General features: G+C 73.6%; 18 protein-coding genes. 6 read left to right on the top strand and 12 right to left on the bottom strand.

Annotated elements, in window-relative coordinates:
- Nucleotides 1-45: 45 nt before the first annotated feature.
- Entirely contained in the window at nt 46-870 is an 825-nt protein-coding gene (locus E0F75_RS26215) for an alpha/beta fold hydrolase (RefSeq protein WP_229313219.1), read from the top strand.
- A 14-nt stretch (nt 871-884) separates the two neighbouring features.
- Here E0F75_RS26215 and E0F75_RS26210 read toward each other — a convergent pair whose 3' ends face one another.
- From E0F75_RS26210 to E0F75_RS26195, 4 genes are all read right to left on the bottom strand, one after another.
- Nucleotides 885-1,610 carry a 3'-5' exonuclease gene (locus E0F75_RS26210; RefSeq protein WP_229313217.1) on the bottom strand — a complete coding sequence of 242 codons (726 nt, stop codon included), beginning with the start codon at nt 1,608-1,610 and terminating at the stop codon, nt 885-887.
- A gap of 87 nt (nt 1,611-1,697) precedes the next feature.
- Nucleotides 1,698-2,981, bottom strand: a complete 1,284-nt coding sequence (locus E0F75_RS26205; protein WP_229313215.1) for an SAV2148 family HEPN domain-containing protein — start codon at nt 2,979-2,981, stop codon at nt 1,698-1,700.
- A gap of 110 nt (nt 2,982-3,091) precedes the next feature.
- On the bottom strand, nt 3,092-4,462 hold the full coding sequence (locus tag E0F75_RS26200; protein WP_229313213.1) for a copper amine oxidase: 1,371 nt from the start codon (nt 4,460-4,462) through the stop codon (nt 3,092-3,094).
- A gap of 73 nt (nt 4,463-4,535) precedes the next feature.
- Nucleotides 4,536-5,348 (bottom strand): Tat pathway signal sequence domain protein, encoded by an 813-nt coding sequence (locus E0F75_RS26195; RefSeq protein WP_267499599.1) that lies wholly within the window; start codon nt 5,346-5,348, stop codon nt 4,536-4,538.
- 189 nt (nt 5,349-5,537) lie between these two features.
- Here E0F75_RS26195 and glgX point away from each other — a divergent pair, with 189 nt between their 5' ends.
- A complete protein-coding gene (glgX, locus tag E0F75_RS26190; RefSeq protein WP_229313209.1) occupies nt 5,538-7,658 on the top strand; it encodes a glycogen debranching protein GlgX in 2,121 nt (706 codons plus the stop codon).
- On the opposite strand, the gene E0F75_RS26185 is transcribed toward glgX, so the two are convergent.
- Nucleotides 7,627-8,859: an MFS transporter gene (locus E0F75_RS26185; protein ID WP_229313329.1), complete on the bottom strand. Its 1,233-nt coding sequence runs from the start codon at nt 8,857-8,859 to the stop codon at nt 7,627-7,629. The genes glgX and E0F75_RS26185 overlap by 32 nt on opposite strands.
- 90 nt (nt 8,860-8,949) lie before the next feature.
- Between E0F75_RS26185 and treY the strand changes: the two genes are divergently transcribed.
- Entirely contained in the window at nt 8,950-11,328 is a 2,379-nt protein-coding gene (gene treY / locus E0F75_RS26180; RefSeq protein ID WP_229313208.1) for a malto-oligosyltrehalose synthase, read from the top strand.
- A 91-nt stretch (nt 11,329-11,419) separates the two neighbouring features.
- Here treY and E0F75_RS26175 read toward each other — a convergent pair whose 3' ends face one another.
- From E0F75_RS26175 to E0F75_RS26165, 3 genes are all read right to left on the bottom strand, one after another.
- A complete protein-coding gene (locus E0F75_RS26175; protein ID WP_229313207.1) occupies nt 11,420-11,911 on the bottom strand; it encodes a hypothetical protein in 492 nt (163 codons plus the stop codon).
- A 97-nt stretch (nt 11,912-12,008) separates the two neighbouring features.
- Nucleotides 12,009-13,145 (bottom strand): cytochrome P450, encoded by a 1,137-nt coding sequence (locus tag E0F75_RS26170; protein WP_229313206.1) that lies wholly within the window; start codon nt 13,143-13,145, stop codon nt 12,009-12,011.
- Nucleotides 13,146-13,281: 136 nt separating this feature from the next.
- The gene (locus E0F75_RS26165) at nt 13,282-13,830 is read right to left on the bottom strand and encodes a DUF1707 and FHA domain-containing protein (RefSeq protein ID WP_229313204.1); all 549 of its coding nucleotides are present in this window, start codon (nt 13,828-13,830) and stop codon (nt 13,282-13,284) included.
- Between the two features lie 215 nt (nt 13,831-14,045).
- Between E0F75_RS26165 and E0F75_RS26160 the strand changes: the two genes are divergently transcribed.
- Nucleotides 14,046-14,996, top strand: a complete 951-nt coding sequence (locus E0F75_RS26160) for a GNAT family N-acetyltransferase (RefSeq protein WP_229313327.1) — start codon at nt 14,046-14,048, stop codon at nt 14,994-14,996.
- A 61-nt stretch (nt 14,997-15,057) separates the two neighbouring features.
- Nucleotides 15,058-16,809, top strand: a complete 1,752-nt coding sequence (gene treZ, locus E0F75_RS26155; RefSeq protein WP_229313202.1) for a malto-oligosyltrehalose trehalohydrolase — start codon at nt 15,058-15,060, stop codon at nt 16,807-16,809.
- A 3-nt stretch (nt 16,810-16,812) separates the two neighbouring features.
- Here treZ and E0F75_RS26150 read toward each other — a convergent pair whose 3' ends face one another.
- From E0F75_RS26150 to E0F75_RS26135, 4 genes are all read right to left on the bottom strand, one after another.
- Complete coding sequence (locus tag E0F75_RS26150; protein WP_229313200.1) at nt 16,813-17,976, bottom strand: aminopeptidase P family protein; 1,164 nt, start codon at nt 17,974-17,976, stop codon at nt 16,813-16,815.
- Nucleotides 17,977-18,050: 74 nt separating this feature from the next.
- The gene (locus E0F75_RS26145) at nt 18,051-19,010 is read right to left on the bottom strand and encodes a hypothetical protein (RefSeq protein WP_229313198.1); all 960 of its coding nucleotides are present in this window, start codon (nt 19,008-19,010) and stop codon (nt 18,051-18,053) included.
- A 49-nt stretch (nt 19,011-19,059) separates the two neighbouring features.
- Nucleotides 19,060-19,941, bottom strand: coding sequence for a LysR family transcriptional regulator (locus tag E0F75_RS26140; protein WP_229313196.1), 882 nt, complete (start codon nt 19,939-19,941; stop codon nt 19,060-19,062).
- Nucleotides 19,942-19,960: 19 nt separating this feature from the next.
- Nucleotides 19,961-20,494, bottom strand: coding sequence for a tetratricopeptide repeat protein (locus E0F75_RS26135; protein WP_229313194.1), 534 nt, complete (start codon nt 20,492-20,494; stop codon nt 19,961-19,963).
- A gap of 96 nt (nt 20,495-20,590) precedes the next feature.
- On the opposite strand from E0F75_RS26135, the gene E0F75_RS26130 reads away from it, so the two are divergent.
- The gene (locus E0F75_RS26130; protein ID WP_229313192.1) at nt 20,591-21,322 is read left to right on the top strand and encodes a hypothetical protein; all 732 of its coding nucleotides are present in this window, start codon (nt 20,591-20,593) and stop codon (nt 21,320-21,322) included.
- Nucleotides 21,323-21,325: the final 3 nt, after the last annotated feature.

Raw genomic sequence — 21,325 nt, 5'->3', positions numbered from 1 at the left:
TCATGGGTTCCTGACCGAACCGGGTTCCGAGAACGGGGTGTTGGGATGCGCGTGGAACTGTCCGAGGTGACGCTCGACGTCGAGGTGAGCGGCGAGGGACCGGCCGTGCTGCTCGTGCACGGCTTCCCCGACAGCCACCGTCTGTGGCGCCATCAGATCCCGGCGCTCAACGCGGCCGGGTTCATGACGGTCGCCCCGACGCTGCGGGGCTTCGGCGCCTCGGACCGTCCGGAGGGCGGTCCGGAGGCGTACCACCCGGCCAAGCACGTCGGCGATCTGCTGGAGCTGCTGGCCCGGCTGGAGGTCGACCGGTTCCACCTGGTCGGCCACGACTGGGGCTCGGGACTGGCGCAGGGCATCGCGCAGGTCGTACCCGACCGGGTGGCAAGCGCGACCCTCATGTCGGTGGGCAACCTCGCGGCGATCCTCGCCGCGGGCTGGGGGCAGCGGCAGCGCCTGTGGCACCTGTCGATGTTCCAGCACGAGGGACTCGCCGAGGAGTGGCTCTCCCGCGAGGACTTCGCGCGTCTGCGCGAGATGCTCGACGACCACGCGGAGGCGGAGGCTGTCCTGGAGCCGTTGCGCGCTCCGGGCGGGCTGACCGCCGCCCTCCAGATCTACCGGTCGGGGTTGTCCATCGAGACCCAGCTGGCCGTGCCCCCGGTGCTTCCCCCGCTGTCCGTCCCGGCCATGGGCGTCTGGTCCACCGGCGACCGGTTCCTCGACGAGCGGCAGATGGTGGACACCGGCGAACACGTCGCCGGCCCCTGGCGCTACGAGCGCGTGGAGGACGCGGGCCACTGGTTCCCGCTGGATCAGCCGGACAGGGTGAACGACCTGCTGCTCTCCTTCCTCAAGGAGAACGCGTAAGGGGCGGCGGCGTACTACACAGCCGCCGCGACCGCCTCGCGCAGGGGCCACGTGGAGTCGACGACCGCCTCCGCGTCGCCCTTGCGGCGCAGGAAGTCCTGGAAGTTCTCGGCCCAGGCGCGGTACCAGCCGATCTGCCGCTCATGGAGCTCGGCCGGGTGCAGTTCGGCGACCTGGCGGTGCCGCTCGGCTATCGCGACGGCGACCCGGACGGCGGCGAGCGCGTCGGCGGCGGCCTGGTGGGCGGCTTCGAGCACCACCCCGTACTCCCCGCAGACCGCTTCCAGGTTCCGCTTGCCGCGCCGGTAGCGGTCGACGGCCCGGTCGATGGTGTACGGGTCGACGACGGGCCCGATGGGGACGCCGCCGAGCCGCTCGCTGAGCGAGGGCAGTCCGTGCCGGCGCAGCTCGGCGGAGAGCAGCGTCAGGTCGAAGGAGGCGTTGTACGCGACGACCGGGACGCCGTCCTCCCAGTACTCGGCGAGGGCCTTCGCGATCTCGTCGGCGACCTCGCGCACCGGCCGGCCCTCGGCGGCCGCCCGCTCGGTGCTGATGCCGTGGATCGCGGAGGCCTGTTCCGGGATGCGGATGCCCGGGTCGGCGAGCCAGTCCCGCCGTCGTGCGACGTGTCCCCCGCCGTCGACCTCGATGATCGAGGCCGTCACGATCCGGGCCTCCAGCGGTTCGGTGCCGGTCGTCTCCAGGTCGAAGCCGACCAGCGTCTCGCCGTGCCAAGCCATCGGGTCCTCCTTACGTGATCTCCCCCGTGGTGCTGACCACCCTCGCACGCACCACTGACAACGCCCCCGGCCTCCCCCGTCGAAGGGTCAGGAGACGGGCCGGGAGTCGAGCCAGACGGACTCGAATTCCTCCCGGTATGTCTCGAAAAGTCCGTGATCGCCGTCACGGATGCCCTGGCCGTGCCGCACCACGTTCCGCCCGCCGCCGCGCAGGACGAGGACCGGTGCCTCCATGCCCCGGGCCCGGCGCAGATAGGACTGCACGACGCCGACCCCGTCCGGTCCGTCGCCGTCCACCAGATAGGCGGTGAAGCGGGGCGTCTCGTCGAAGACGTGGATCTGGAAGGCGCCCGGGTCGCGGAGCTTGGAGCGGACCCGGCGCATGTGGAGGATGTTCATCTCCACCGAGCGGCTCAGCTCGCCCTTCTTGAGGCCCAGTTCGCGCTCACGGCGCTTCACCGCGCTGCTCGCGGGGTTGAGGAAGAGGAGCCGGGTCCGGCAGCCGGACTCGGCGAGCCGGACCATACGGCGCCCCGAGAAGTTCTGCACGAGCAGATTGAGACCTATGCCGGTGGCGTCGAGGCGACGGGCCCCGCCGAAGAGGTCCTCGGCCGGCAGCTGCCGCTGGAGCCGGACCCGGTCGGGGTGGACGGAGACCACGTCCGCGTACCGGTCCCCGACGAGGTCCTCGACCGCGTCCACGGGCAGCCGGTCGGCGGAGGGCACCCCGGCGCCGCTGCCGAGGATCTCCAGGATGCGGGCCGAGGCCCGTTCCGACTGGGCGAGGACGGTCAGCGAGAGCGCCCGGTTGCGGGAGACCACGTTGCGCGTGACCTCCAGCTCGTCGAGGGCGAGCTCGACCTCCCGCCGGTCGTCGAAGTAGGGCTCGAAGCACGGCCAGTGCTGCACCATCAGCTCACGCAGCTGCGGCAGCGTGAGGAAGCTGAGGACGTTGTCGTCGGCCGGGTCGAGCAGATAGCCCTTGCGGCGCGACACCTCGCGCACGGCGACCGCCCGCTGCACCCACTCCTGGCCGGCCGGGCCCGCCGCGGCCACCACCCACTCCTCGCCGTGCACGGGTTCGTACACGGGCCGCAGGACGGCGGCGACCACGGCGCGGAGCCGCTGCTCGACGAGGTTCAGCCAGATGTAGGCCCGTCCGGCGCGCTGGGCGCGGGTGCGGACCTCGCTCCAGGCCTCGGCGTCCCAGTCGATCTCGGCGCCTATCTCCACCGGCCGGGCCACGGTGACCGTGCCGGGCGGCACGGCGCCCGGCGGCGCGACCGCGCCCGGCGGGGCCTCGGCGGGGCCGGCGGGACCCTTCTCCTGACCCGCATCCCCTGGGGGCAGCTCCAGACCTCCCGAGCTCACCCGCGCACCGCCTTCTGCTCCTGGACGCCCGTGTCGACCGGTCCGACAACGATCAAGGAAGGGTACTCCGCGAGCGGGAGGCGGTGCAGCAGGATCGTCAGGCTCCTTCCTCAACTCCCCAGATCGGGCTGGCCGTTCTGGGAGGCGAGATCGGACGGAGTGAGCGGATTCATAGCGGTTACGTCCCTGGGGGCGAGCTGGAAGCCCTGCCAGTGGACCGGCATGGGCTGCTGGTCCTCGTCCCGGGCGATGTGGTGGAACCCGATGTTGACCCAGACGGACGGCTTGGTCAGGGTCTCGCCGTTGACCCATTTGTCCACGCTGTCACCGGCGTTGGGCGCGCAGCCGCCGATGTTGTTGCTCGCGAACTTCTCGCAGGGACGCGCCTGCGTGAAGTACACGTCGTGCTTGGTGAAGCCGCGCCCCGCGTGGGTGTCGGTGTGGCCGGGGACGATCTCGTACGAGCGGGCGTGGCCGTCGGCGTTCTTGCCGGTGCCGCTGACCACCCGCCACCAGCGCATGTTCCTGGCGTCGCCGGCGAGCTCCTTCGTGACGACGGTGCGCTTGGTCTTCACGGTCGGTCCGCCGCCGCCCGGGGCGGGCGCGGTGACGGTGGAGTCGAACTGCTCGACGCGGTCCTTGGTGGAGCCGTCGAGACCGAAGTCGAGCTTCCAGAAGACGTTGTGGGCGTGGCTGGTGGCGTAGGCGCGGGAGCCCTTGCCGATGGGCCAGCCGCGGCCGTCGGTGGCGTTGTAGTCGACGGGCGAGAGGCTTCCGGTGGCACCGACGTTGGCGCCGATGGTCCCGTCGGCGGAGAACCGCCATTCGGAAATGTACTCGTACCAGCCGACCTTGTTCACCGTGTAGACGAGCAGGTCCTTGGCCTGCGCCTGGTAGACCTTGCTGCCGGTGTCGCTGGCCATGCGGTAGGCGTGGCCACGCGCCCGCGTGGTGGTGCACAGACCCTTGATCTGGCCGACCTCGGGCACCTTGACCGTGGTGAGGGTGCCGCCGGGGCACTCGGCCGGCTTGAGGTTCTGCAGGCCCCAGCCGAAGCCCGCGCCGGTGAGGTCGTCGTACTCGGCCACCCCGTCGTCGTAGGGCACGTGGATCTGGGCGAGCCGGGCGCTGGCGAGGACCTTGATCGGGGCGGCCGCGCCGGGCGGCTGGTAGGTCACCTTGTCGAGCGTGAGCCCGGCGTCGGTGTCGTAGCGCCAGCACATGCGCCAGGTGGCGCCGCCGTCGAGCTTCTGCGTGATGCGGTAGGCGTTGGAGCAGTCGGCCTCGGGCGGGACGGGCGTGCGCGTCGGGGCCGGCGGCGGCACCACGGGGGTGCGCGTCGGGGCCGGCGCGGGGGCCGCGGTGGCCCCGGTCGCCGGGCCGGTGGCGGCGGTCGCGGTGCCGAGCAGGACGGCCGCGGTCAGGACGGCGCCGCGCGTGCGCCGCTTTCGCCGGGTGGACGGGCTGTGCGGGGTGGACATGGGGACGTACTCCCTCGTACGGAGATCGGCCCGCCGTCCGCGAGGGACGGCGGGAGAGGACCGGCGGCGGTGGTCAGCCGACGCGGGTGACGGTCCTCGCGGAGAGGTCGACGATCAGGTCGCGGGTGTCGATCCAGGCCCCGTTGAGGACCTTGGTGACGAGCCGTACACAGCGGTGCTCGCCGCAACGGGTCAGCTGCGCGGGCACGTTCGCCTCGCGGTAGGTCCGGTAGAGGTCGCCGTTGAACCACAACTGGCCGGTGGAGGTGAGCTCCTTGCCGGTGGCGTCCTTGTAGTCCTCCTTGACGCCCTTGCCGAGCGGGCTCGCGAGGATCAGCTCCAGGGCCTCGCGCAGCTCCTCGGGGTGGGCGGAGGGCTGGACCCCGCGCTGTACGGCGGACTTCTCGACCTTCCCCGTGGCGAGGTTGACGGTCCGGGTGATGAGCTCGTCCCGCCCGTAGTCGTAGAAGCGGACCTCGGCGCGGCGCGTGCCGTCCCCCGGCAGCGGGTCGGCGAGGCCGGTGCCCAGGTGCTGGGGTCCCCGGCCGCCCTCGACGTTCTGCTGGGCGGCGGCGGGCGGGGTCAGCGCCAGCGTCTCGGCCCGGGCGAGCTCGTCGTCGGTGAGCGGGTCGCTGCCCACGCCCTTCTCCCCCTCGGCCGCCGCGGGGGCCACGGTCGCCGGCGGGGGCGCGGTGCCCTGTGCCTGCGCGTCGCCGCCCTGCGTTCCGTCCGTGCCCTGCTGTCCGGTCGCACCGGAGGCTCCGGTCGATCCCGCGGTTCCGGCCGCCCCCGCACCGACGGCGGCGCGGCCGCCCGGCGTGTCGTCCGCTCCCGCCGCGCCCGGCAGGCTGATCGCGACCGCGACGGCGGTCCCCGTCACCGCCATGGCCGCTCCCGCCACCACCTTCCCCAGGTGGCGGCGCGCTATTTCGTACACACTTCCCCCTCATTCCCCCTCTAGGTGTGCGGTCACCCGGTAGGACGGGGCGAAGTCCTAGGAGGTTGCGCCTCTTTCGGGCAGGATTCGGCCGAAGAACAGCTATAAAACCCGGACAGAAGAGGAAGAGTCGTATCCATGCAGGTCTGGCCGGGACAGGCGTACCCCTTGGGCGCCACGTATGACGGAGCGGGAACCAACTTCGCGGTCTTCTCGGAGGCCGCCCACAGGATCGAGCTGTGTCTGCTCCACGACGACGGCTCGGAGACGGCGGTGGAGCTGCGCGAGACCGACGCGTTCGTGCGGCATGCCTATCTGCCGGGTGTGATGCCCGGTCAGCGGTACGGGTTCCGGGTGCACGGCCCGTACGCCCCGGAGCGCGGGCTCCGCTGCAACGCGGCGAAGCTGCTCGTCGACCCCTACGCGCGCGCGGTGTCGGGGCAGGTCGCGTGGGGCGAGGCGGTGTACGGCTATCCCTTCGGGAAGCCGGACGCGCGCAACGACCTGGACTCGGGCCCGCACACGATGACCTCGGTCGTGGTCAACCCGTACTTCGACTGGGGCGACGACCGGCGGCCGCGCACCGAATACCACCACACGGTGATCTACGAGGCCCATGTGAAGGGCCTGACGATGCTCCATCCGGACCTGCCGGAGGAGCTGCGCGGGACGTACGCGGGTCTTGCGCATCCGTCGGTGATCGGGCACCTCAAGGCACTGGGCGTCACGGCCCTCGAACTGATGCCCGTTCACCAGTTCGTGAACGACCACCGGCTGGTCGACGCGGGGCTCTCCAACTACTGGGGCTACAACACGATCGGCTTCTTCGCCCCGCACAACGCCTACGCGTCCTGGGGCGACCGGGGCCAGCAGGTCCTGGAGTTCAAGTCGGCGGTACGGGCGCTGCACCAGGCGGGCATCGAGGTCATCCTCGACGTGGTCTACAACCACACCGCCGAGGGCAACCACCTGGGCCCGACGCTCTCCATGCGGGGCCTGGACAACCCCTCGTACTACCGGCTCGCGGACGACCCCCGCTACTACCTGGACACCACCGGCACGGGGAACTCGCTGCTCATGCGCTCCCCGCACGTGCTCCAGCTCATCATGGACAGCCTGCGGTACTGGGTCACCGAGATGCACGTGGACGGTTTCCGCTTCGACCTGGCGGCCACTCTGGCCCGCCAGTTCCACGAGGTGGACCGGCTGTCCTCGTTCTTCGACCTGGTGCAGCAGGACCCGGTGGTCAGCCAGGTGAAGCTGATCGCCGAGCCCTGGGACGTCGGCGAGGGCGGCTACCAGGTGGGCAACTTCCCGCCGCTGTGGACCGAGTGGAACGGCAAGTACCGGGACTGCGTACGGGACCTGTGGCGGGGCGAGCCGCGCACCCTCGCCGAGTTCGCCTCCCGGCTGACCGGCTCCTCCGACCTCTACCAGGACGACGGGCGGCGGCCGCTCGCCTCGGTCAACTTCGTGACCTGCCACGACGGTTTCACCCTGCGGGACCTCGTCTCGTACAACGACAAGCACAACGAGGCGAACGGCGAGGGCAACCGGGACGGCGAGAGCTACAACCGCTCCTGGAACTGCGGCACGGAGGGCGAGAGCGAGGACGTCGGGATCGCCGAGCTGCGCGCCCGCCAGACCCGTAACTTCCTTGCCACCCTGATGCTTTCGCAGGGCGTGCCGATGCTCAGTCACGGCGACGAGTTCGGGCGCACCCAGGGCGGCAACAACAACGCGTACTGCCAGGACAACGAGGTGTCCTGGGTGCGCTGGCCGAAGGAGAACAGCGAGGCGGAGGCCACGCTGCTCCGCTTCACCCGGGCGATGGTGCGGCTGCGCCGGGACCATCCGGTCTTCCGGCGCCGCCGCTTCTTCCACGGGCGGCCGGTGGAGGGCACCCACGACGAGCTCACCGACATCGCCTGGTTCACGCCCGAGGGCGAGGAGATGACGTCCCGCGACTGGCAGGCGGCGCACGCCCAGGCGCTGACCGTCTTCCTCAACGGCAACGCCATCTCGGAGCCGGGCACCCAGGGCGAGCGGATCGCCGACGACTCCTTCCTGCTGATGTTCAACGCCTCGTCGAAGGCGCTGGAGTTCGCTGTCCCCGACAGCCACGGGACCCGCTGGCGCACGGTGGTGGACACCTCCGATCCGGAGGGCATGCCACCGCAGGAGGGCCCGGAACTCGTGGGCGGCGAGCGGGTGACCCTCGCGCCGCTCAGCCTGACCGTTCTGCGCCGGCCGGCCTGAGTTCCGGTACGGGACCGGGCACCGCCGCCCGTACCGTCCAGGACAGCAGCGCGCAGGCCACGGCCGCCCCCACCGCCACCGCGAAGGCGGCGGGGGCGCCGTGGCCTTCGGCGAGCCGGCCCGAGACGGCCAGGGCGAGGGCCTGACCGGCCACGACCCCGCTGGTGAGGAAGGCCATGGACTCGGCGAGCCGGGCGGCCGGCACGGTCCGCTCGGTGAGCCCGAAGACGGTGATCAGGTGCGGGGCGTAGGCGGCGCCGAGGACGACGACGACCGCGTACAGGGCGCCGAGGGAGCCGGCGAACAGCAGCGGTACGGAGAGGACGACCAGCGCCGCGGTCGCCGCGCGCCAGCGGGTCGTCAGCCCGATCCGGGCGGGCACGGCCGCCATGGAGAGACCGACGGCGGCGCTCATGACCCCCATCGCGGCGTAGACGAGACCGGCCTGGGCGGGCGCGCCGAGCTCCTCGGTGAGCGCGGTGATCCCGGCCTGCGAGGCACCGAACATGGCGCCCTGGAGGACCATCGTGCCGCGCAGGGCGTACGCGGATCCCGGCAGCCGCGTCCGTTCGGCGGCGCCCGTACGGGTGGACGCCGACGGCTCCGGAAGGGTGGCCCGCGCCGTCGGGTGGAGGGCGAAGGCCGTACCGAAGACGGCGAGCAGGAGGGCCGCCAGGAGGAGCGCGGCCGCCGGGTGGGCGAGGGCGGCGGCGAGGCCGACGAACGCCGGGCCGAGGACGAAGGACACCTCGTCGAGGGTGCCCTCGAAGGAGAGCACCGTGCCGACGGTCCGGTCGTCGGCGCCGGAGCGGCGGGCGAGGGCCACCGAGCGGGTCCTGGCGAGCGGCCCGACCTGGGGGACGGTCGCCCCGGCGAGCCCGCCGAGGACCATCAGCCAGGCCGTGGGGGCGTGGGCGAGCGCGGCGAGGACCAGGGCGGTGACGGCCACGGCATTGGCGAGGGAGGCCGCGAGGACGACCCCGCGCTGGCCGTGCCGGTCGGTGAGCCGTCCGATGACGGGCCCGCCGACGGTCTGCCCCGCCGCGAGCGCCCCGCCCGCCAGGCCGGCCGTGGCGAGGGAGCCGCTCGTCTCGGCGACCAGGAGCAGGCTGCCCAGCTGGCACATGGCGGTGGGCAGCCGGCCGAGGAAGGAGACGACCGGCAGGGCGGGACCGAGCAGGGAGAGGGTGTCGCGATACATCCGGAGCATCGGGCGAACGTAACGCGATGCACACGAACGGGTGCATGGGGCGATGACACAGAAGCCCTCTCGCGGGGTACGTACGTTCGCATGACCTCCCTCCCGTCCGGCCCGACCGCCTTCCCGTCCGGTTCGGCCTCGTCCCTGCCCGCCCTTCCCACCGCCACCTACCGGCTCCAGCTCCAGCCGGAGTTCCCGTTCGCGGCGGCCGAGCGGGCCGTGCCGCACCTCGCGGGCCTCGGGGTCTCGCACCTCCATCTCTCCCCCGTCCTGGAGGCGGTCCCCGGCTCGACCCACGGGTACGACGTCACCGACCACCGGTCCGTGCGCGCCGAACTCGGCGGCGAGGAGGGGCTGCGGGCCCTCGCCGCGACCGCGCGGGCGCACGGGGTCGGCCTCGTCGTCGACCTGGTGCCCAACCACATGGCGGCCTCCGCCCGGCACAACCACGCGCTGCGCGCCGTGCTCCGCGACGGTCCCGCCTCGCCGTACGCCCGCTGGTTCGACATCGACCGGTCCGCCGGGGACGGCCGGCTGCTGCTCCCGGTGCTGCCCGCGCGGCTTCCGGAGGTACGGGACCGGCTGCGGGTCGCGGACGGATCGCTGCGCCTGGACGGCCAGGACTTCCCGCTGCGGCCCGGCACGGAGGGGCTGCCGCTCGACGAGCTGCTCGACGCCCAGTGGTACCGGCTCGCCTGGTGGCGGCTCGCCCGCACGGAGCTCAACTACCGGCGCTTCTTCACGATCTCGGATCTGATCGGGGTACGGGTGGAGGACCCCGAGGTGTTCGGGGCCACCCACGCGAAGATCGTGGAGCTGGTCCGGGACGGGGTGGTCGAGGGGCTGCGGATCGACCACCCGGACGGACTCGCCGACCCCCAGGGCTACTTGGAGCAGCTCGCCGCGGCCACCGGCGGGCACTGCTGGACGGTGGTCGAGAAGATCCTCACCGGTCCGGAGACCCTGCCCGCCGCCTGGCCGGTGGCCGGCACCACCGGGTACGACGCCCTGCGGCACGTCGACGGGGTGTTCACCGATCCGGTCGGCGCCCATGAACTGACCGATCTGTACCGGGAGTTCGTCTGCCGAGCCGGGGACAGGGGCGGCCGCTGGGAGGCGACCGAGCGGCGCGCCGCGTACGAGGTGGTCGGCCACGACCTGGCCGCCGAGACGGCCGTCCTGACCCGGATCGCGGAGCGGATCTGCGCCGCCGACCCCGCCCTGCGGGACCACGCGCCCTGGGCGCTGCGCACCGCCGTCCGCGAACTCCTCGTCCGGGTCCCGGTCTATCGCCCCTACCGGACCGGCGGCGAGGAGGTGCTGACCGCGGAGGCGGCGCGCGGCGCGAAGGCGGCCTTCGCGGTGCCGGAGGAGGCCGCGGCGGTCGACGTCGTACGGGACCTGGCGCTCGGGGCGCTCGGCGACGGGCCCGAACACCGGTCGTTCCGCGCCCGGTTCGCGCAGACCTCGTCGGCGCTGCGGGCCAAGTCCGTGGAGGACACGGCCTTCTACCGGTACACCCCGCTGCTCTCGGCGAACGAGGTGGGCGGTGACGCGGGACGCCCGGCGGTTCCGGTGGACGAGTTCCACGCGTACTGCCGGCGGATCTCACAGGACTGGCCGGGCACCGGCACCGTCCTGTCCACGCACGACACCAAGCGCAGTGCCGACGTCCGGGCCGCGATCGCGGTCCTCTCGCAGTGCCCGCAGGTGTGGGCGGATCTCCTCGGCGAGGTCGCGGGGGTGCCGGCGCCGGACCCGCACGTGGCCTGGACGGCCTGGCAGACCGCCTTCGGCTTCGGCGCCCCCGACCCGGACCGGCTCGGCCCGGCGATCCTCAAGTCCGTACGGGAGGCGGGGCTTCGGACCAGCTGGACGGAGCCCGACACGGAGTACGAGCGGGCGGTGCAGGAGTTCGCGGCGGCCGGGCCCGGCCGCATCCCGCTCCGGGCGGCCTCGGAGGCGGCCTTCGCCCTGGAGCCGCACATCCGGGCGCACGCCCTGGGCGCGCTCCTCACGCAGCTGACGATGCCGGGGGTGCCGGAGCTGTACCAGAACACCGAGCGGGAGTACCGGGCCCTGGTCGACCCGGACAACCGGGCCCCGTTCACGATCGGCGCGGACGACGATCACACGGCCCTGGTGCGGGCGGCACTGCGGCTGCGGCGCGAGCGCCCCGCGGCCTTCGGCGCCCGGGGCGGGTACGCCCCGCTGACGGCCGAGGGCCCGACGGCCGCCCACTGCCTCGCCTTCACCCGCTCCGACGAGGTGATCACCGCCGTCACCCGGCTACCGCTGCGCCTCTGGGAGGCGGGCGGCTGGCAGGACACGGAGCTGGTCCTCCCGGAGGGCCGCTGGGCCGATGTCCTGGACGGTGTGCGGGAGTTCATCGGCGGCCCGGCGACGGAGCTGAAACTGGCGGAGCTGTTCGCGGAGCGGCCGGTGGCACTGCTGGCGCGGACGGAGTGAGGCGACCCCGACTCCCCCCGCCACGACTCCGCAAGGGACACGAAAAGGCGGGACGCCCTCTGGAGGGCGTCCCGCACCGCGCCGACGATCGTCAGGAGCGGGAGGCGCGCGAGACCTCGCACTTGATGTACTCGGAGCCGTCGCCCGTGCCGGGGTAGTCGGCGGTCAGGTCGACGCTCTCGGAGGCGCCCGCCGCGACCGCGATGGCGGTCATGGTCGAGGTCACCGGGGAGGCGGTGCCGCCGATGTCGCCCTTGAACGTCATGGTGACGTTGTAGTCGTAGTCGAGCGCGCCGTCGTTCTTCACGGTGATGCGGGCGACGAGGTTCTTGGTCGCCGCGTCGTACTTGCACTCCTTGATGGTCACGTCGCGGATCGCCTTGTCGGCGCTGCTGGAGCCGCCGGGGAGGGAGCCGCCGGAGGTGCCACCGGAGGTGCTGTCGCTGTCACTGTTGTGGTTGCTGCTGCTCGAACTGCCGGAGCTGCTGCTGCCGCAGCCGCCGCCGTGCGAGCCGCGGGCACCGGTCAGGGCGACGACCGCGATGCCGAAGACGGCGATCGCGCGGACATGACGCTTCTTCACGTTTGAATCCCCGTTGAAAGTGGTACAGAAACAGGCGCTCTTTGACGAGCACACGTCACCCTAGCAGCGGGCGGACGAGCACCTCCCCACCCCGGGATCAGCCACCGGGACGGACGATCAGGCTCCGCGGCGCCCGTGTGATGAGGCCGGTCCACACCGGCCGGAATCCGTCGGCGAGGCGGAGCCGGGGCATGGCCGTGAACAGGGCCCGCAGGGCGTACTCGGCCTCCAGACCGGCCAGGATCACGGCCGGGCAGAAGCCGCTGCCGTAGGTGAGCTGGCCCGGGTCGTCACGGAGCGGGTCGAAGCGGTCGGGCTCGCGGAAGCGCTCCGGGTCGCGGCCGGCCGAGCCGACGAGCAGGGCGACGGACGCGCCCGCGGGGAGGACGCCGCCGCTGACGGGGACCTCGGCGGCGGTACGTCGCACGGCGATCTGCACGGGCGGGTCACGGCGCAGCGACTCCGCCCAGGCCCGGCCCACGAGGTCGGCGGGGGCGTCGCGCAGGGCGGCGACCTGGTCCGGGTCCGAGAGGACGTTGCCGAGGAAGGAGGCGAGGGCCTTCTCCCGTACGGCGATCTGCCCGCCGCACTCCCCGGCGAGGGCCCCGGCGGCCCGGCCGCGTACGAGCCGCATCATGTCGCGGTAGGGCACGCCCACGGCGGCGGCGACGGTTCCGGCGGGGAGCCAGTGGCAGAAGTCGGCGACCAGGTCGGCCTGGGGCCGCTCGGCGATCCGGCGGGCCAGGACGTACGCCGTCCGCTCGGTGACCGAACGGAGGGCCGCCACGTCGACGTCGACGTGGGCCCGCGCGCACGGCGGGTCGCCGGGCCGGTGCCCGTGGGTGAAACGGCTGTCGGTGAGGGCGGTGGCCACGTCCGCGTACCGACTGAGCACCCAGGCCCGCAGCAGCGGGTCGTAGGTGCGCGGAAACTCCTCGCGCAGGGTCCGGTGGATCCCGTGCGGGTCACGCGAGGCACCGGGGTCGAGGGGACTCGGCGCGACGACCCGGGCCCCGGGCGCTCCCCCGTCGCCGGGCGCGGTCCGCACCCGCGCCGCCAGCGGCGCGAGACCGCCCGGCACCACGGCACCCACGCCCTCACCCGGCCGACCACCGGCCGGCGGCGGCGTCGCCGGCGCCATGGACGGCAGCCGGGTCCAGGGGTCCCCGGGCGGCACCTCCGGCCGGTCGTTCCCCATGCCTCGGCCCGGCTCGCGGTTCTGCTCGTGGCTCATCGCGCCCCCTGTCGATCGGCGGTGGGTGCCGCGGCCGGAGATCGTGGCGCGCGTCCCCACAGCCCATCACCGCCCGCGCCGCGCCGCCCGCCGCATACCGCCGAACGGGTGACGGGACGGGGTGTGTACCAGCGGCTCAGCCGTGCGACAGGCGGAACGACATCTGGCCGAAGCCGACCACGTCGCCCGACCTCACGACCACCGCTCCCGTGACCCGGCGGCCGTTGACCGTCGTGCCGTTCGTCGAGCCGAGGTCGCGGAGGATCCACATCCCGCTCTGCATCGACAGTTCGGCGTGCAGCCGGGAGGCCGTCTCGTGGCTGAGGCGGAGGCCGTTGACCGGGTCGCGGCCGATGCGCAGGGGGTGCGGGCCGGGCAAGGGCAGCAGCAGCTTCGGCAGGCGCTCCGCGGACCAGGCGCGTCCCAGCTTGGCCGTGAACGCGGACATCCGCTCGACCGCGCCCACCACCCGGCGGGTCCAGGTGCCCTCGGTCCTCAGGTCGGCGGTGAGCAGGGCGAGTTCGTCGGGGCGCCGGGCCTGGAGCGCGCGCTCCATCCGGTAGACGAACGTGTCGTGCGAGAGGCGGCCCTGAGCGGCGCCCTCACGGAGCAGCACCAGCGCGCGGTCCCGCTCGGCGTCGGTCAGCCGAGGGGTGTTCGCCGGAAGCTCGAAAGGGGTCGTCACATCTGTGATTGTCGGTCCGTCGGGCCCGCAGTGTCCAGAAGGGCCTCCGGCCGGGAAACCCCGTACCCCCTCGGCGATGGTCGCTGTTACGGTCTGGCGTCTCCACAGCACGGATCCCCAGGGGGAAACACGACGTGACCACGTCTTCTTCGAGCACCACCAGCACGCCCGGCACCACCGGCACGCCCGGCACCACCGGCGCGCGCGACCTCGTCATACGTCCGCTCGCCGGACCCGAGGAACTCGACCTGTTCCTCCGCCTCACCTACTCGCTCGACCACGAGCTCGCCGACGACCTCGCCACCGGCCGCCGCCTCCCCGAGTGGATGTGGGTCGCCCTCGACGGCGACCGGCTCCTCGGCCGGCTCTCCTGGTGGGCGGGTGCGGCCGGCGGCGCCCCGCAGGCGCTCGACTTCTTCGACCTCGCCACGGAACTGCCGGAGGAGGAGCGCGCAGAGATCGGTCTGCGGCTCCTGGAGACCGCCACGGCCGCCGTGATCCCGGCGGGCACGCAGCGCCCGGAGTTCGGCCGCTTCATGCCGGCGGACTGGCGTGAGGTGCCGGAGACCCGGTCGCTCCTGGAGTCCGTCTTCGGTGCCCTGCTGGCCACGGGCGCCCGCCCGCTCGTCGAGCGGCTGCGCCTGGAGTGGCGGCCCGGCACCCCCGTACCGGAGCCGAAGGGCCGTCTGGAGTTCCGCCCGGTGCGGGACCGCGAGGACCTGGTCGCGCTGATGACGCCGGTCATGGAGGGCACGCTCGACGCGCACGGCCAGGCGGATCTCGCCTCCGGTCTGTCGGCCCGCGAGGCCGCGGAGCTGCACTACGACGAGGAGTTCGCGCACTACTCCTCGCCGCAGGAGTGGTGGCAGGTGGCCCAACTGCCGGAGACCGGCGAGCCGGTCGGCTTCGTCGTCCCCGCGCGGAACAACTACCACCACACGATCGCGTACATCGGCGTCCTGCCCGCCCACCGCGGCCACGGCTACATCGACGACATCCTGACGGAGGGCACGCGCGTCCTGGCCGCCGCCGACGTCCCGCGGATCCGGGCGGCGACGGACCTGGGCAACGTGCCGATGGCGGCGTCGTTCGCCCGTGCGGGCTACGTCACCTTCGAGCGGGCGATCAACTACGTGTGGGACACACCGGGCGTGACGGGGTCCTGACTGCCAGGATGGTCGCGGTAGTCAGTCGTGGAGTGGCTGGTCCGTCGACGAGGGGATTTCCGTGCTCTTCGAGGTGTGGGCGCCGAACGCCCGTGACCGGGTGACGCTGGAGCTGAACGGCTCCGCGCATCCCCTGGAGCGGGACGCCGAGCGGGACGGCTGGTGGACGGGGGTCGTACCCGCCGAGGACGGCGACCGGTACGGCTTCTCACTCGACGGAGGGCACCTGCTGCCCGACCCGCGCGCCCGCCGGCAGCCCGACGGACCCGACGGGCTGAGCGCGGTCGTCGACCACTCCGCGTACGTCTGGCGGAACGAGTCCCCGAGGCTGCGGCTCCGCAGCTCCGTCCTGTACGAGCTGCACCTCGGCACCTTCACCCCGGAGGGGACCCTGGACGCGGCGGCCGCGCGCCTCGGGGAGCTCGCGGGCCTCGGTGTCACCCATGTGGAGCTGATGCCGCTGTGTCCGTTCCCCGGGGTCCGCGGCTGGGGATACGACGGGGTGGCGCCGTGGGCGGTGCACGAGCCGTACGGCGGCCCCGAGGCGCTGAAGCGGTTCGTGGACGCGGCGCACGGGCTCGGCATGGGCGTGGTCCTGGACGTGGTGCACAACCACCTGGGACCCGACGGCAACCATCTCCCGTTCTTCGGACCGTACTTCACGGAGACCCACCACACGCCCTGGGGCGCCGCGGTGAACCTGGACGCACCCGGCTCGGACGAGGTCCGGGCGTACTTCCGGGGCAGCGCGCTCGCCTGGCTGCGGGACTACCGGATCGACGGGCTGCGGCTCGACGCCGTGCACGCGCTCGCCGACACCCGGGCCCTGACCTTCCTGGAGGAGCTGTCGGCGGCCGTCGACGAGCTGGCGAAGGAGCAGGGCCGCCCGCACTTCCTGATCGCCGAGTCCGATCTCGCCGACCCGCGCACGACCACCCCGCGCGCGCTCGGCGGCATCGGGATCCACGCCCAGTGGAACGACGACTTCCACCACTCCCTGCACACCGCTCTGACCGGCGAATCCCAGGGCTACTACGCGGACTTCGCGCGCGCCCCGATGGCCGCGCTCGCGAAGACGCTCACCCATGTCTTCTTCCACGACGGCACGCACTCGGCGTTCCGGGGCCGCCGTCACGGGCGTCCGGTGGACCGGGAGCGCACCCCCGCCCACCGCTTCCTCGGGTACGCGCAGACCCACGACCAGATCGGCAACCGGGCCCTGGGCGACCGCCTTTCGGCCTCCCTCTCCCCCGGTCTGCTCGCCTGCGCGGCGACCCTCGTCCTCACCGGCCCCTCGGTGCCGATGCTCTTCATGGGCGAGGAGTGGGGGGCGACCACGCCCTGGCAGTACTTCACCGACCACACCGACCCGGAGCTCGCGGAGGCCGTACGGCGGGGCAGGCGGCGGGAGTTCGCGGAGCACGGCTGGGACGAGAACGAGGTTCCCGACCCGCAGGAGGCCGCCACCCGTGACCGTTCGGTCCTGGACCGGGCGGAGCGCGAGCGGGACCCGCACAAGCGGCTGCTCGCCTGGTACCGCCAGCTCATCGCGCTGCGCCGCACCCTGCCCGACCTGACGGACCCGGACCTGGCGGGCGTCAAGGTGGCCTTCGACGAGGAGGCCCGCTGGCTGGTCTTCCGGCGCGGGATCCTGCGGGTGGCGGTCAACCTGGGCAAGGAACCGGCGGTGATCCCGCTCGGCTCCAACGGCCGCGACCAGGTCCTGGCGGCGTGGGAGCCGGTCGAGACCCCGGCGGGGGACGGGGTCCTGCGGCTCCCCGGCGGATCGGCGGTCGTCCTGACGGACGGCTGACGATCAGTCCACGACGGCCATCTCGTGCGGGGTGTTGTTGAAGCGGCGCCCCGCGCCGTCCTCCGTCGCCGTCACGATGTCCTCGATCCGGACGCCGAAGCGGCCCGGCAGATAGACGCCGGGCTCGATGGAGAAGCACATGCCCGGCACGATCGGGAGCTCCTCGCCCTCGATCATGTACGGCGGTTCGTGGGTGGTGACGCCGATGCCGTGGCCGGTGCGGTGGATGAAGTACTCGCCGTACCCGGCGTCCGTGATGACCTTGCGGGCCGCCCGGTCGACCTCCTGGCAGGCGACCCCGGGCCGTACCGCCTCGAAGCCGGCCTGCTGGGCCTCCCGGACGAGGTCGTGGACGCGCCGCTCCTCGTCGGTGGGTTCCCCGACGTGGACGGTACGGGTGGTGTCGGAGCCGTACCCGTGCTTGAGGCCGCCGAAGTCGAGGACCACCATGTCGCCGCGCTCGATGACCCGGTCGCCGGCCTCGTGGTGCGGGTTGGCGCCGTTGGGGCCCGAGCCGACCACGGTGAAGTCGACCTGCGAGTGCCCGAAGCGCAGCAGCAGCGCGGCGAGGTCGGCGGCGACGTCGGTCTCCCTGCGGCCGGCGAACCGGACCTTCAGGATCTCGCCGTACGCCCGGTCGGCGGCGGCCCCGGCGGCCGCGATCCGGGCCAGCTCGTGGGCGTCCTTGACGCCGCGGAGCATCGGCAGGGCCTCGGTGAGGGAGACGTACGAGGTCCCCGGAAGGGCCTGCTGGAGGCCGAGGAGGTGCATGGCCCAGGTGTTGTCGCTGACGCCGAACCTGCCGTCGTCGTCGAGGAGCGGCGCGGTGACGGCGTACGGGTCCTCGCCGTCGGTCCAGTCCCGCAGGGTGAGCGCGGCGGCCCCGGCGGCCTTCTCGGCGTCGGGGGCCTCCAGGGTCGGGACGACCAGGACCGGTTCCTGTCCGGGGGCGATGACGAGGGCGGTGAGCCGCTCGGTGATCGCGGTGGGCCGGTAGCCGGTGAGGTAGACGAGGTCGGGGCCCGGTGCGACGATCACGCCCGCGAGTCCGGCGTCGGCGGCGGACTCGGCGGCGCGGGCCATCCGGGCCCGGTAGTCGTCCGCGGTGAACGGGACGGGGGTCTCGCCGCGCTCCTCGGCCGCTTCGGGGGCGGGGGTGCTCGACATGGGGTCTCCTTCTCGGCTCCGCTGCATCCTGGACGTACAGCATCCTGCCGGGCGACGACCGGGGCCGCGACCGCTCAGCGGAGGTCCGGGCCCTGGGCGATGAGCCGTTCCAGGAGCTCCTGGAAGTCGTCGCCGACGACGATCCGCAGGTCCCCGCGCTCCTCGTCGTGCTCGCTGAGCTGGGTGAGCGTGCCGCCCCGCCACCAGAAGACGTACGGGCTGATGGCGCCCGGCGTGTCCTCGTACCCGGAGGCGGCGAAGGAGGCCATCGCGCCGAGGGCCGGGATGATCGAGGTGTCGCGGATGGGGTGGAAGGCGAGCTGGTGCCGGAACGGCATCGCGACCAGGGCGCCGTGCTCGCCCAGCGGCAGCCCGGTGACCCGCCGGGCCACGCCCTCCAGGTCGAGGACGCGGCTCGCGGTGTAGAAGGAGTCGCCGAGGATGATCTCGAAGCACATGCCGTCGGCGTCGCGGACGGTCTCGTGCTCCTCGACGGGCAGCCCGCGCAGATTGCGCAGGGCCCGGTCGCGCAGCTGGGCGTGGTCGCCGAGCCGTTCGAGCGCCTCGTCGGTGAGCATCATGACGCTCTCGGGCAGGTCGAGGGCGAGGATCTCGTACAGGCCGGGGGCGACGGTCCGCGCGTACCCGAAGGCGGCCGCGTCGATGCCGTCACCGCTGACGACCCGGGGGTAGAGCTGGGAGCGGATCTGCTCGGGCGGCAGGGTGTCGAGCGCGGACGGGCCGTCCATGGCGCGGACGACCAGGCCGATGTGCCGGTTGATCATGCCGGGCCAGACGCGGGGGCCGCGCCGGTCCTGGTGACAGACGGCGGCGAGGTTGCCGAGGCCGAAGCGGCGGCCCTTGTCGTCGACGACGTGGTCGGCGTAGACACTGACCTCCAGGCCGAGTTCGGCGAAGGTCTCCCGGACGCGGCCGCGGAAGAGCGCGGCCTCACGCTGCGAGAAGTACGCGAACTCGGGGTCCCTCGGTGCGTCGTCGCCGTCCCGCCTGGGTCCTCGTCGCAGCCACCCCACGCCCGCCCGCCTTCCGTCGCCGTTGCGCACAGGGTAGCGACTGCCGGTGTCAGCTCTTGAGCCGTCGGGTGAACTCGGCCACCGGGCCGGTGGGTTCGGCCCGCGAGGCGGCCGGCAGGAGGAGTTCGATGCGGTGGACGAGCCGGGGCGCGATCAGGGGGACGGCGATGGCGCCGGAGACGTCCGCCGCGACCGGCGCGGGCAGCAGGGCGAGGCCGTGACCGGCGGCGGCCAGCGCGGCGAGGGTGCGGGTGTCGGTGCCCTCGTAGCGCAGGGCGGTACGGAAGCCCCGCCCGGCCGGTCCGCCGTGGGCGCCCCGCAGCCGGTCGAGGGGGAGGCCGGCGGCGGGCGCGTCGAGCCAGCGGGCGTCGACGAGGTCGTCGAGGCGGAGCCCGGAGCGCCCGGCGAGCGGATGGGTCGCGGGCAGGACGACGGCGAGCGGCTCCTCGGCGACGCCGGTCGCGGCGAGCGGGGCGACGTCGGGCAGGCGCAGCGGGTCGCTGGGGGCGGCGATGCCGTCGACGAGCCCGGCGTCGGCCTCGCCGGTGGCGACGGCGGCGGGCACCGCCTCCCGGGGCAGGGCCCGCAGGGTGACGCCGGTGGCGGGCAGCGCGGCGAGGGTACGGGCGTGCAGGGCGAGCGGGGAGGCGGCGACGCTCAGGGTGGCGCGGGGCGCGGCCGCGAACCGGTCGAGGTCGGCGCGGGCCGCGTCGAGCCGGAGCAGCAGCGCCCCGGCGTGTTCCAGGAGCCGCTCCCCGGCCGGGGTCGGGGCGACCGGCCGGCGGGTGAGCAGCGGCAGCGCGAGGTCGGCCTCCAGGGCGGCGATGTGCTGGGAGACGGCGGACTGGGTGTAGCCCAGCTCGCGGGCGGCCTCGGAGAAGGAGGCGAGCCGGGCGACGGTGACGTACGTACGCAGGAGGTGCGGGTCCATGGAGTGCGCGCCGGGCCCGTCAGGACCCGTCGGGGGCGGTGAGGAGGGCCTGCGCGTAGTGGGCGAGGGAACGGTTGTAGCGGGGCAGCAGGGGCGCGAGGGCGCCGAGGGCGAGGGCGGCGGCCTCGCGGTCGCGGCCGGTGTCGGCGAGGGCGAGGGCGAGGAAGGCGTCGACGGCGCCGGAGAGCGCGGCCTCGTCGGCGTCGAGCTCGGCGGCGGGGATCGCGCGCTCGGCGGTGAGGAGTTCGACGCTGCGGTCGGGGCGGCCGAGGTTGCGCAGGCTGCTGGCGAGCTGGATGACGGCCCGTCGGCGGCGCAGTCCGGTGAGGCCCTGGTCGAGGGCCCGCCGGTAGAGGCGCACGGCCTGCTCCGGCTCTCCGGTGGAGTCGTGGGCGGCGCCCTGTTCGAAGAGGGCGGCCGCGTCGTCCTCGGGGCGCTCGGCGGCGAGGGCGGCGACACGGGCGCGGAAGTCGGCGGGCTCGTACGTGTCGAGCCGCTCCCAGAGGGCGGCGACGCGGCGCTCCCAGTCGGGCAGTTCCTGATCGGTGGTCATACGGCCACCCTATCCAGGCCGGTATAAGCGTTCTTGATGGACAGTGCAGTGATCATCGTTGGACGTGAACGGGCGGCGGCGTCAAGGATGGTCCCCATGAACAGCACGCACCCCCTCCCTCACACCCCTCGGATCGCCCTGGTCGGCGACCGCTCCCCGCACGTCCGCTCCCACGTCCGGATCCCCGTCCTCCTCGACGCCCTCGCGGAACGTGACGGCCTCGCCCTCGACGCCTACTGGATCCCGACCGGGGACGCGGAGACACCCGGCGCGGTGAAGGGCTTCGACGCGGTGTGGGTGCTCCCGGGGAGCCCGTACGCGAGCGAGGCGGGGGCGCTGGCCGCGATCCGCACGGCCCGCGAGGACGGCATCCCGTTCCTCGGCACCTGCGGCGGCTTCCAGCACGCGCTCCTGGAGTACGCGCGGGACGTCTGCGGTCTGACCGGTGCGGCGCACGCGGAGAACGACCCGTCGGCCGACGCCGGCGACCTGCTGATCGCGCCCCTCGCCTGCTCGCTGGTGGGCCACGAGGGAGTCGTACGGGTCACTCCGGGCTCGCTCGCCGAGCAGGCCCTCGGCGCGGAGCGGACCACCGAGCGCTACCACTGCAACTACGGCCCCGACAGCCGCCACCTGGACACCCTGCGGGCGCACGGCATGCGGTTCACGGGCGCGGACGAGGAGGGCGGCATCCGCATCGCCGAACTCCCCTCGCACCCCTTCTTCCTGGCGACCCTCTTCCAACCGGAACTGGCCGGCGACGGCACCCGCCCGCACCCGCTGATCCGGGCGCTCGCGGTGGCGGCGGCGCGGCACGCGGCGGGCTGACCG

This window comes from Streptomyces sp. CB02980 (assembly GCF_014451325.2).
Taxonomy (GTDB): Bacteria; Actinomycetota; Actinomycetes; order Streptomycetales; family Streptomycetaceae; genus Streptomyces.
Note: the sequence above shows the minus strand (reverse complement) of the source record. Positions and strands in the feature narration are given on the sequence as shown.